Raw genomic sequence first — 10,842 nt, forward strand, 5'->3', positions numbered from 1 at the left:
ATAAAATTGTCCCCTCAGCGTTAATCTCAGTGTGGCATTTTGGGGGCGATCGCCCGCTATAGGGTTCTTTAATTCAATTCGCTGGAGCCACTTCAGTGGTCGAGGACACGGCGGCATCTTTGCGCTTTTTCTTCTCTGTCACTGTCACAGGTCGCATTTCAATATGATTGAGCAGTGTCGTGACAAAGGCAAAGAGCAAAAAGGGCAAAGTTAAGACCAAAATTAGCCCCCCGACAAGAAACGCCTGCACTGGATTGTTGTAAAGGGTGAGGGACGCGGCCAAACCAATAAAGATCACAATCAGCCAAACAATCACTTGGCCATAAATATCCCCGAAGGTGAGGGTGCAGACGAAACGGTATTTTTGTAAGCCGTTTTGTAATTCATTGACCATAGGGGCTATCCTCGCGGCGTATGCTGAACAGTTCCAGTTAAAAAGTAAGCGTTTGACTAAGGAGGGTGAAATGGGGGTTCCGTGACAGGGTTGGCAAGTACAGAGAAACAAAGGTACCTGAATTTTAGACAACCTGCCCCCAAGATTAAAGCCCTTGCAACAAATGTACAAACTTTGGTCAGAAAAAGTGGGCACGAGCATTGTAATATGACAGATTGTATCAAAACTGCACCGATCGCCCCCGAAGCACTCTATGGGTAAGTTTTACCGTTTGACCACTACGGCGGGTTTACAGGCTGCCCTTGGCACATTATCTCCCGCAACCACCCTTGGTTTTGTGCCGACAATGGGGGCCCTTCATGGGGGTCATGCCGCCTTGATCCAGCGGGCACAGCAAGAGTGCGATGTGGTCGTTGTCAGTATTTTTGTCAACCCGCTTCAGTTTGGCCCCCACGAGGATTTGGAGCGCTATCCCCGTACCCTTGAGGCCGATACGGCGCTTTGTCAGCGGTTAGGGGTGGATTTGCTCTTTGTGCCCAGTGTCGCTGAGCTTTACCCGACAGGGATGGAGAACTTGACCGTGGTGGAGCCGCCAAGGGAGTTAACGGAACGCCTCTGTGGGCGATCGCGTCCCGGCCATTTTCGCGGGGTAGCAACAATTGTGCTGAAGCTGTTGCATTTGGTGCAGCCCGATCGCGCCTATTTTGGCCAAAAGGATGCCCAGCAGTTAGCGATGATTCGCCGCTGTGTGGCGGACTTGAATCTGGACGTGGAGATCATTGGCTGCCCCATTGTCCGCGATGCCGATGGCCTTGCCCTCAGTTCCCGCAACCAATACCTCAGTGCGGGCGATCGCGCCACGGCCTTAGCCCTAAGCCAGAGCCTAGAGATAGCGACTGCTGCTTTTCGGCAGGGCTGCTTTGCCGCCAGCGATCTCTTGGGGCAGGTTCACAACCATCTGCGCCAGTTTCCCCAGTTGCGCCTCGACTATGCCGAGTTGGTGCATCCCCAGACCCTTGTGCCACTGGAACGCATTGAGACCGTGGGGCTGCTGGCAATTGCGGGTTGGGTGGGGCAAACGCGCCTCATTGACAATTGCCTATTGGATCGCCGCCTGCCAATTCTGGCAGTGGATGGCCCTGCCGGAGCGGGGAAGTCAACCGTGACGCGACTGGCAGCCCAAGCCCTAGGGTTGCAGTACCTTGACACCGGTGCCATGTATCGAGCGGTAACTTGGTGGTGCTTGGAAAATAACATTGATCTCAGTGATGAGCCAGGGGTCGTAGAGGCGATCGCCCATTGCCAGCTGCGTCTTGAAAGCAGTGATCCCCCTCAACCAACGCGAGTGTGGATCAACGATCGCGAGGTCAGCCAAGCGATTCGTTCCCCAGAGGTGACGCAACGGGTGTCTCAAATTGCTGCCCTGCGCGGTGTGCGACGGCTAATGGTACAACAACAGCGGGCGATCGGAGCCAATGGGGGCATTGCTGCCGAAGGTCGTGATATTGGCACCCATGTCTTTCCCGAGGCAGGCTTGAAAATTTTCCTAACGGCCTCGCCCGAAGAGCGTGCCCAGCGCCGCTGGCAGGAATTACAACAGCAGGGTCAATGCGACCTCTCCTATGAGGAACTGCTCGCCCAGATTACCGCGCGCGACACGGCGGATCAGCAACGCACCTACGCCCCCTTTCGCAAAGCCGCCGATGCCATAGAAGTCTGTACGGACAACTTGGGGATCGATGAGGTGGTGAGTAAAATTGTCCATCTCTACCGCAGTCGCTTTCCTCAACCTTGATGAGGAAGGGAGATTTCCCGTAGAGTAACAAAGGATAGTCTGCTTCGGGATCAACTCACATGGATCGCAATCCCCTCGAACTTGCCCAGCAACTTTACTACACCGGTATTGGGGCTGCGGCTGCTGCCATTGAATCCCTACAGGATGAGGCCAAGCGCCAAGAATACCTCACGCAACTGCGGATGGATGCCCGCCAACTGGCCGCCATCTGTGCTGAGAAAGGCCGCCTTACCGAAGCGCAAGCACGGGAACTGATTCAAGCCTTCATCGCCCAACAGCAGCAATCCTCTTCGCCCCCTGAGCCTGCTCCTCGTGGGAGTGCTGACCTAGCCGCAGATATTCAAACGCTTCTGGAAGCGCTACGAGCCATTCGCCAAGATCTACAGCAGGATTCACAGGCACCCACGTCCTAGGATTTGAGCCTTAGGGGAAGTAGGTAACGATTGCTCTTTAGTCGTTGTCCCAGCACTCACGACCAATGAGGTCGCCAATGCGATCGCGCAGCATAAAATCACAGCGCTCTAGCTCTGCCTCAATGAGGGGCCACTCCCGAACGGGCACAAACTGGCAGAGGGTGTAAATGGGCTGCTGCCGACTCACCACACCTTTGGCCACCAGTCGTCGTGCTTCATCTTTGACGAGTTCGATGGAGTATTGAAGGGATTGAACCATAACATCCTCGTTTGGCTGAAGAGACCCTAGGATTCAGAATTGGCAAAGTGTAATATGCAATACTGAACTATTTTAATTTTTGCCCTAGGGAGCTACCTGTCATAATAACAAATGTTTCCTAAGTCAGGGGGTTCTGACCAAAAAATCCTACTACTGGTGGAAGTAGGGGGTGCCAAAGTTGCCTTCAAAGCGCAAGATCAATCCGCATCCATCCGCTCGCTAAGGGCATGCTTTATCCTAGAAGTGAATGCTAAACAAAATCTTAAAGATTGCCCCATGGCTTTCCATCTTCCCCAACTGAGCTGCCAACTACGTCCAGAGGTAGCTGCCCTACAACCCGAACTTGTGCAGTGGCGACGCTACTTGCACCAACGGCCAGAATTGGGCTTTCAGGAACACCTGACGGCGGCCTTTGTCAGTGAGAAACTGCGCCAATGGGGCATTCAGCATCGCACAGGTATTGCGGAAACGGGGATTGTGGCAGTGATTCCGGGATCGCGACCGGGGCCGGTGCTAGCGATTCGCGCCGATATGGATGCGCTGCCGGTGCAGGAGGAAAATGATAAGCCCTACCGCTCTCTCCATGAGGGGAAAATGCACGCCTGCGGGCACGATGGTCACACAGCGATCGCCCTTGGGACTGCAAAATATCTTGCTGAGCACCGCGATTTTGCTGGTACAGTCAAAATCATCTTTCAACCGGCGGAAGAAGGTCCCGGTGGGGCTAAACCAATGATTGAAGCGGGGGTTCTCGATGCCCCCAAAGTAGATGGCATTATTGGCCTGCACCTCTGGAATTTTCTGCCCGTTGGTACGGTGGGGGTGCGTAGTGGGCCGTTGATGGCGGCAGCGGAATTCTTTGAGTGTGAGGTACACGGCAAGGGGGGACACGCAGCTTTACCCCAATTTACGGTGGATACGGTTCTCGTTGTTGCCCAGATCATTACGGCCTTGCACACCATCGTCTCGCGCAATGTGGATCCCCTAGAGACTGCGGTGATCTCCGTGGGGGCAGTCCATGCGGGCACCGCAAAGAACGTGATTGCCGATACCGCGACGTTTCGGGGAACAGTGCGATACTTTAAGCCAGAGTTGGGGGACTGGCTACCCCAGCGCATTGAACAGGTGATTGCGGGTATCTGTCAGAGTCATGGCGCCACCTATCGCTTTCACTATGAGCGGATGTATCCCCCCACCGTCAACGATGCCAAGATGGCGAAATTGGTACGCTCTGTTGCTGAATCCGTCGTCGAGGTGCCGGCTGGGGTCACATCCCACTGTCAAACGATGGCAGCGGAAGATATGTCATTTTTCCTGAAAGCTGTTCCGGGCTGCTACTTCTTTTTGGGGTCAGCCAATGGCACACTGGGGTTAGATTTCCCCCACCACCATCCCCGCTTTGACTTTGACGAAACCGTTTTAAGTATCGGGGTTGAGCTATTTATCCGCTGTGTGGAGAAATACTGTGGTCTAGTGGAGACATAAATTTCCTATGTCCCTCACGGTACTCATTGCCGACGATGATCCCGGCATCCGCCTGTTGGTGAGTCGCTTTTTGGAATCCGAAGGGTACTGTTGCCTGACGGCGGGAGATGGTGCCCAAGCCTTGGAAATGATCCATCGCTATCAGCCTCACCTGCTGATTGTGGATATTGCCATGCCGAATATGAATGGCTATGAGTTGGTGCGGCAGGTGCGCCAGCATCCCTCGTTACGCTTACTGCCAGTAATTTACCTAACGGCACGCACAGAACTGGAGGAGCGGATTCGTGCCTATCGCACCGGGGGCGATGTCTATCTTTCCAAGCCCTTTGACCTCAATGAGTTGGCAGCGGTGGTGCGTAATCTGCTTGATCGGGTACAACTGGTACAAATGGAGTGGCAGCAGCGACAGCAGCCCTTCTCGCCGCCCAAAACCCAGCAGATTGCGCTTGATCTGACGCAGCGGGAAAAGGACGTTTTGGCTTTGCTGGTGGCGGGCCTCTCCAATGCTCAGATTGGCGATCGCCTGCACTTGAGCGCCCGAACGATTGAAAAGCACGTCAGTAGCCTCTTTCAAAAAACAGCGGTTCACAATCGGGCTGAACTGGTGCGACTGGCAATTGAACAGGGCTTGGTGGAGCGACAAACCAGTTCCTAAGCTTGAGCCATAGCTGTTACGGTCAAGGAAGAAAGAGTGTTGAGGAACTGAAACCCGATGCAACGGATTCCCCCTGCCCCTGGCCAAGAATCGGTTTGGGACTATCCCCGTCCGCCCCGTGTGGAACCCACCTCAAAACATCTGCGGGTGGTCTTTAATAGTGTGGTGATTGCTGACACCCAGCGAGGACAGCGGGTACTGGAAACCAGTCATCCCCCAGTGTATTACTTTCCGCCAGAGGATGTGCAGGCGCAGTATCTGGTGCCCTCGGCACGGCAAACCTTCTGTGAATGGAAGGGACAAGGCGCCTACTACCACGTCAAGGTGGGCGATCGCCAAGCTGATAATGCGGCGTGGTACTATCCCAAACCCACTGCCGCCTTTGCGCCGATCCGCAACTACATTGCCTTCTATGCTGCTTTGATGGATGAATGCACCGTGGATGGTGTGGTGGTGATTCCGCAACCGGGGGGCTTCTATGGCGGCTGGATTACTCCGGACATTGTTGGCCCGTTTAAGGGGGCACCGGGCACTTGGGGCTGGTAAGTGTTTCTCAAATCACTGCATCTGCGCCACTTTCGCAACTACAGCGAGCAATTGGTAACGTTTGCTGCGCCGAAAACCATCGTCGTCGGGGACAATGCCCAAGGCAAGTCCAATTTGCTGGAGGCTGTGGAGTGGCTGGCCACATTGCAGTCCCATCGCACCCATCGCGATCGCGACCTCATTCAGCAGGGACAAGAGAGTGCCCAAATTGAAGCCACCCTTGAGCGCCAAGGCGTCCCCCTTGATCTGGCGGTGAGTTTGCGACCCCTCGCAGGCCGTGTTCTACGGGTCAATGGCTGTACCGTTAAGCGCACTGCGGAATTTCTGGGGCAACTCAATGCGGTGGAATTTTCCTGCTTGGATTTGGAACTCGTGCGGGGCACACCGACCATTCGCCGCAACTGGTTGGATCGGATTTTAGTGCAATTGGAACCCCTCTATAGCCAAGTCCTGCAAACCTACCAAAAAGCCCTGCGCCAACGGAATGCTCTCCTCAAACAGGCGGGCAGCCAAGGATGGGATGAAGCCCTCTGGCAAGCGTGGAATCAGCAATTGGTGATCAATGGCACCCGCATCATCCGCCGCCGACAGCGCCTCATTGAACGTTTGGCTCCCTTGGCACAGGATTGGCATTGGGTATTGAGTGGAGCTCGCGAGACACTAACCTTGACTTATGAGAGCCATGTGCCCCTTGGGGATGGCACCTCTGAAGCTATTGTTGCTGCCTTTAATGAGGCCTTGGCCGCTCGCCGCGCCATTGAACTGCTGCAAAAAACCAGTCTCGTGGGACCGCACCGTGATGATGTTGGCTTTTGCCTCAATGAGCAAAGTGCCCGTCACTTTGCTTCCCAAGGGCAGCAGCGCACGCTGGTATTGGCGCTGAAACTGGCGGAACTGGCTCTTGTGGAAAGTGTGGTGGGCGACACTCCCCTCTTGCTGTTGGATGATGTCCTCGCCGAATTGGATTTGCAGCGGCAGGGAATTTTATTAGAGGTGATGGGCGATCGCTACCAAACGCTGATTACTACTACCCACCTTGCCCCCTTTGGGACCCCTTGGCGGCAACAAGCCCAAATTCTTAAGGTAACGGCGGGGACGATCGCCAGCGTGCCTGACACTGCTGCTCAAACCAGCGACTAATCTGGGGAATGGTTAGCTGAGCAATAGGCACTCCCTCACTTTCGGCAATTTGCCGCAGTTGCTTGAGGGCACTGATGAGAATTTGGCCATACCACGTCATGAATCCCCCTTGGCGCTCTTCCTCTGCCTGCAATTGGGGATCTGCTGCCACCAGTTCATAGACTTGGGCTTCTGTTAGGTCTTCAAGGGGGGTTACCTCGGTTTGGGCTTTCAGATAGCGCTGGGCATACACCGCTACTCGAATTGCAAAGCGATCTGCTGCTGGCAAGAGCAATTGATCAATCTCTTGACACTCACTGACTGCAAGCAGCTCTTCAGGGGTCATGAATGGCTTAGATCAGTCCAGCGGGGGTGGGTGTTGGGGTGGATTCTTGGATATTGATAATGCTGGGGGTAAAGAGAAAGACACCATCCCCAAGGCGCGACTGATGGCCATTGATGGCATAGGTACTGCCAGCGGCAAAATCAGAAATACGCTGTGCCTCGGTGACATCGAGGTGCTCTAGGTTGAGAATCACTGCCTTGTCAGCCCGCAGCGCTTGAACGATCAAGGTCGTATCACTGAGGGACTGCGGCTTGATTACCACTACTTCATAGCCACTACTCAAGGAATGACCAAAGGCAGTCAGTTCACTCATGACAACTCCCCCCTGGGAACATCGCAACAGTACTTCATCACCTAATGATTGAGATTAAACTTCATTCTGTTATACCGACTACATCAACATCTATGCAACTTTCAACTTTACAGTCCTGCCACCAATGAATTCTTGAGCATAGATGGCTGTTTCTAATATCTGTTGCAGCCCCCACTGGGCATATTCAAGTCACCCGTTGTGCACTACAATGAGGCGCACTTAGGTTTAGGAATGTCTCAATGATCAAAAGTAGCCAAGCAAAGCGATATGGCTCCCTTGGGGCGATCGCCCTTCTGACCGCGTATCTTGTGGTCGCGAGTCCTAATCCCGCCTTGGCGATGCACATTAACGAGGGGTTTTTGCCCCTTGGCTGGGCACTGGGCTGGTGGCTGTTTTTTTTACCCTTTTTGACATGGGGACTATGGGCACTGCGACAACAGATTCAACAGCAACCAGAGTCAACCCTGCTGATTGCCTTGGCCGGTGCCTATGCCTTTGTCCTCTCCTCGTTGAAGATTCCTTCCGTCACGGGTAGCTCTTCCCATCCGATGGGGATTGCCTTGGGGGCAGTTCTCTTTCGGCCACCGCTAATGGCAGTGCTGGGGACATTGGTGCTGCTCTTTCAAGCCCTGCTCCTTGCCCATGGCGGCCTGACCACCCTAGGAGCGAATGGCTTTTCAATGGCGGTGGTGGGACCTTGGTTGGCTAGGTTTACCTATTGGGGAGTCTCCCGTGCCACGGCTAAGCCAGCGATCGCGATTTTTAGTGCTGCTCTGATCAGTAACTTGGTCACCTACTCTGTGACCTCTTTACAATTGGCATTGGCTTTTCCCGATAGTATGGGTGGGGTGGCGACAGCTTTTGCCAAGTTTGCGGCGCTCTTTGCTGTGACGCAGATTCCCCTTGCGATCAGTGAAGGGTTACTCACGGTGTTGGTGTGGAGCTGGTTGACCACATACTGCACAGCAGAATTGCAAACCTTAAAACTCCTGCCTGGAGGGGAATCAAATGAATAAAAAAACAGTGGCGTTTCTATTGGGCGGCGCAATTTTCTTAAGTACACTTCCCCTACTGCTGGTTAAGGGTGACTTTGAAGGTGCCGATGCCCAAGCCGAAGCGTTAATTAGCGAGGTAGCGCCAGACTTTGAACCTTGGGCAGAGCCATTGTTTGAACCCCCCAGCGCCGAAGTCGAGTCACTGCTTTTTGCCCTTCAAGCGGCATTGGGTGCAGGGGTCATGGGGTTTATCTTGGGTCAGTATCGCGAACGCCATCGCCAAAAGGCAGCCGCCGCCTCAAAATCACAACAGTCCTGAGCAGTCAATGCACCATCACCTCGATGCCTATGCCTACACCAATGGTCTGCGGCATCTGCACCCTGAACAAAAGCTGATTTTCGCGACCGCCAGCCTGTTATTCACGTTTTTGGCTCGCCCCCTTGTCCAGAGTTTGCTTTGGCTGTGGCTGAGTCTATGGATTCTTGGTTACGCGCGCATTCCGTGGCGGGTTTATTTCACCCTCTTGGCCACAGTCGCTGCGTTTTGGCTGGTGAGTTTGCCGGGGTTAGTGGTACAAATCCTTCCGACGGAGACTTTAAGGGCTTCGGGGCAAGTGGTTCTCAGTGACCTCTCCCTTATGGGCTGGTCGCTTTTTGTCAGTGCCGAGAAATTGCACCAAGGCTTGGCCCTAGGATTGCGGACAATGGTTGCCAGCACCTGTTTACTATTGATTTTATTGACGACCCCCTTTCCGTCACTTTTGGGCGTGGCTGAGCGCTGGCGGGTTCCCCATTTCATCTTGGATATTCTGATGTTGATGTACCGCTATATCTTCACCCTCTTGGAAATCGCTTTCACGCTGCAATTGGCGCAGCGGGCACGCGGCGGCTATCAACGGCGATCGCGCTGGTTCTGTAGTGTGAGCCTGTTGGCGGCTCAACTCCTGCGGCAGTCTCTGTACCGCTATGAACAAGTGAACCTTGCCCTGCTCAGTCGTGGCTTTCAGGGGCAGTTTCGGGTATTGCGTCCCCAGTCCTATGCCTATTCGCAACGGTATGGTCTTGAAATCGTCATTGGTGGCGGTGCCCTCATTCTACTGAATGCAATCGCCTGAGATGTCTGTGCCCCTACTGGAGTTCCATCAGGTTGGCTTTCGCTATCCCAATACCACTACCCCTGTGCTGCAAGACTGCTCCTTTACCCTAGAGGCGGGGCAGAAAGTTGCGCTGTTGGGGCTGAATGGCTCAGGCAAATCAACCCTCTTTTATCTGGCAGCAGCCCTCTATCGGCGAGATCGCGGTGAAATTTACTGGCAAGGGCAACGGCTCCTCTATCAACCTGACAGCCTGCGGCAGTGGCGCCAACGCATTGGCTTGGTCTTTCAAGACCCCGAACAGCAACTGGTGGCAGCCACCGTGGCGGAGGACATCTCCTATGGACTGTACAACTTAGACCTACCCACCGCCGAAGTTGAAGCCCGTTTGTACCAAACCCTAGAGGACTTTGATTTAGTTCATCTCGCCGATCGCCCCCTGCATCACCTGAGTTTGGGACAAAAACGGCGGGTGGCACTGGCTGGGGTAATGGCTTTAGCACCAACCCTATTACTGCTCGATGAACCCACCATCTATCTCGACTATCAGCAGCGGCAGCAACTGGAGCAAGCCCTAGAGAACATTCACCAGCAGGGAACCACGATTATGATTGCCACCCATGATCTTGATTTTGCCTATGGCTGGGCAGACTGGATCATGGTGCTCGTCAATGGTCAAGTCACCGTGAGCGATCGCGCGTGTCACGTCTTTGAGCAGTGGCCGATCCTTGCTCCTAATCTGGGAAGCCCCATTCTCCTAGACCTTTGGCACCAATTTCCCGCTGCCTGGCGACGAAACCAGCCATTGCCCCGAACCGCCGCCGCCCTTGTACGAATTTGGCTAAAAGGCCTCCAAGTTCCACCGAACACCGATTAAGAGCGCATTCACAGGGTTTAGAAAAATGCTCAAAAGTGGGTATCCTAGAAACTGGGCACTTTACTCTAAACTGCCCAAGACAACAATCTTATTGTTTAACTAATCCACTGCGGCATCCGGGAAAACTTTATATGGCCACAATTATGATTGTTGATGACAGCCCTACCCTGCGGGCAATGATTGTTGAGCTGATGAAAGAGCAACGCTATGACGTTGTTGAGGCCGAGGATGGTGTTGAAGCCCAAGAAAAGATCAAGGCTCAATGCCCAGACTTGGTGATTCTAGACGTAGTGATGCCGCGCATGAATGGCTATGAACTTTGCCGCTGGATTAAAGGGGAGGCCGCTTCCCAAAATGTGCCTGTGATCATGTGTACGACCAAAGGTGAAGAATTTGATATTCACTGGGGCAAAAAACAGGGGGTAGATGCCTATATTACTAAGCCCTTTGATCCGGCAGAACTGGTGGCCACCGTCAAGCAACTGCTGGGATAGCACTAAACTAAATCCAAGAACGTAGCCACATTCGCCTAAAAAAGCCGTGGGGCGTCA

Annotated in this window: 15 protein-coding genes; 11 read left to right on the plus strand and 4 right to left on the minus strand. The window is 53.8% G+C overall.

The window, feature by feature from the left end; translation table 11 throughout:
• Nucleotides 1-73: 73 nt before the first annotated feature.
• Nucleotides 74-394 (minus strand): hypothetical protein, encoded by a 321-nt coding sequence (locus tag IGQ15_RS01015; protein WP_297047784.1) that lies wholly within the window; start codon nt 392-394, stop codon nt 74-76.
• Between the two features lie 253 nt (nt 395-647).
• Here IGQ15_RS01015 and IGQ15_RS01020 point away from each other — a divergent pair, with 253 nt between their 5' ends.
• Nucleotides 648-2,189, plus strand: a complete 1,542-nt coding sequence (locus tag IGQ15_RS01020) for a bifunctional pantoate--beta-alanine ligase/(d)CMP kinase (RefSeq protein ID WP_297047785.1) — start codon at nt 648-650, stop codon at nt 2,187-2,189.
• Between the two features lie 59 nt (nt 2,190-2,248).
• Nucleotides 2,249-2,602 (plus strand): hypothetical protein, encoded by a 354-nt coding sequence (locus IGQ15_RS01025; RefSeq protein WP_297047787.1) that lies wholly within the window; start codon nt 2,249-2,251, stop codon nt 2,600-2,602.
• A gap of 37 nt (nt 2,603-2,639) precedes the next feature.
• On the opposite strand, the gene IGQ15_RS01030 is transcribed toward IGQ15_RS01025, so the two are convergent.
• Nucleotides 2,640-2,861: a DUF4327 family protein gene (locus IGQ15_RS01030; RefSeq protein ID WP_024123956.1), complete on the minus strand. Its 222-nt coding sequence runs from the start codon at nt 2,859-2,861 to the stop codon at nt 2,640-2,642.
• 276 nt (nt 2,862-3,137) lie between these two features.
• On the opposite strand from IGQ15_RS01030, the gene IGQ15_RS01035 reads away from it, so the two are divergent.
• The 4 genes from IGQ15_RS01035 to recF are packed head-to-tail and all read left to right on the plus strand — an operon-like array spanning nt 3,138 to nt 6,687.
• The gene (locus IGQ15_RS01035) at nt 3,138-4,346 is read left to right on the plus strand and encodes an amidohydrolase (protein ID WP_297047790.1); all 1,209 of its coding nucleotides are present in this window, start codon (nt 3,138-3,140) and stop codon (nt 4,344-4,346) included.
• Between the two features lie 7 nt (nt 4,347-4,353).
• On the plus strand, nt 4,354-5,001 hold the full coding sequence (locus IGQ15_RS01040) for a response regulator transcription factor (protein ID WP_297047791.1): 648 nt from the start codon (nt 4,354-4,356) through the stop codon (nt 4,999-5,001).
• Nucleotides 5,002-5,058: 57 nt separating this feature from the next.
• The gene (locus IGQ15_RS01045) at nt 5,059-5,547 is read left to right on the plus strand and encodes a DUF427 domain-containing protein (RefSeq protein ID WP_297047793.1); all 489 of its coding nucleotides are present in this window, start codon (nt 5,059-5,061) and stop codon (nt 5,545-5,547) included.
• Nucleotides 5,548-6,687 (plus strand): DNA replication/repair protein RecF, encoded by a 1,140-nt coding sequence (gene recF / locus IGQ15_RS01050; protein ID WP_297047795.1) that lies wholly within the window; start codon nt 5,548-5,550, stop codon nt 6,685-6,687.
• On the opposite strand, the gene IGQ15_RS01055 is transcribed toward recF, so the two are convergent.
• Together IGQ15_RS01055 and IGQ15_RS01060 are read right to left on the minus strand one after the other, a co-directional pair.
• On the minus strand, nt 6,626-7,012 hold the full coding sequence (locus tag IGQ15_RS01055; protein ID WP_297047797.1) for a hypothetical protein: 387 nt from the start codon (nt 7,010-7,012) through the stop codon (nt 6,626-6,628). The genes recF and IGQ15_RS01055 overlap by 62 nt on opposite strands.
• 7 nt (nt 7,013-7,019) lie before the next feature.
• Nucleotides 7,020-7,325 (minus strand): cell division protein SepF, encoded by a 306-nt coding sequence (locus IGQ15_RS01060; RefSeq protein WP_297047798.1) that lies wholly within the window; start codon nt 7,323-7,325, stop codon nt 7,020-7,022.
• A 239-nt stretch (nt 7,326-7,564) separates the two neighbouring features.
• On the opposite strand from IGQ15_RS01060, the gene IGQ15_RS01065 reads away from it, so the two are divergent.
• The 5 genes from IGQ15_RS01065 (at nt 7,565) to IGQ15_RS01085 (ending at nt 10,785) form a co-directional block, all read left to right on the plus strand.
• On the plus strand, nt 7,565-8,341 hold the full coding sequence (locus IGQ15_RS01065; protein ID WP_297047800.1) for an energy-coupling factor ABC transporter permease: 777 nt from the start codon (nt 7,565-7,567) through the stop codon (nt 8,339-8,341).
• Nucleotides 8,334-8,639: an energy-coupling factor ABC transporter substrate-binding protein gene (locus tag IGQ15_RS01070; protein ID WP_297047802.1), complete on the plus strand. Its 306-nt coding sequence runs from the start codon at nt 8,334-8,336 to the stop codon at nt 8,637-8,639. The genes IGQ15_RS01065 and IGQ15_RS01070 overlap by 8 nt, the downstream gene beginning before the upstream one ends.
• Before the next feature lie 7 nt (nt 8,640-8,646).
• Nucleotides 8,647-9,435: a cobalt ECF transporter T component CbiQ gene (gene cbiQ, locus IGQ15_RS01075; RefSeq protein ID WP_297047804.1), complete on the plus strand. Its 789-nt coding sequence runs from the start codon at nt 8,647-8,649 to the stop codon at nt 9,433-9,435.
• A gap of 1 nt (nt 9,436) precedes the next feature.
• Nucleotides 9,437-10,291, plus strand: a complete 855-nt coding sequence (locus IGQ15_RS01080; protein WP_297047807.1) for an ABC transporter ATP-binding protein — start codon at nt 9,437-9,439, stop codon at nt 10,289-10,291.
• A gap of 131 nt (nt 10,292-10,422) precedes the next feature.
• Nucleotides 10,423-10,785: a response regulator gene (locus tag IGQ15_RS01085; protein ID WP_297047809.1), complete on the plus strand. Its 363-nt coding sequence runs from the start codon at nt 10,423-10,425 to the stop codon at nt 10,783-10,785.
• The last annotated feature ends 57 nt before the right edge of the window (nt 10,786-10,842 follow it).

The sequence above is a fragment of the Thermosynechococcus sp. M98_K2018_005 genome, from assembly GCF_015295825.1.
Classification (GTDB): Bacteria; Cyanobacteriota; Cyanobacteriia; order Thermosynechococcales; family Thermosynechococcaceae; genus Thermosynechococcus.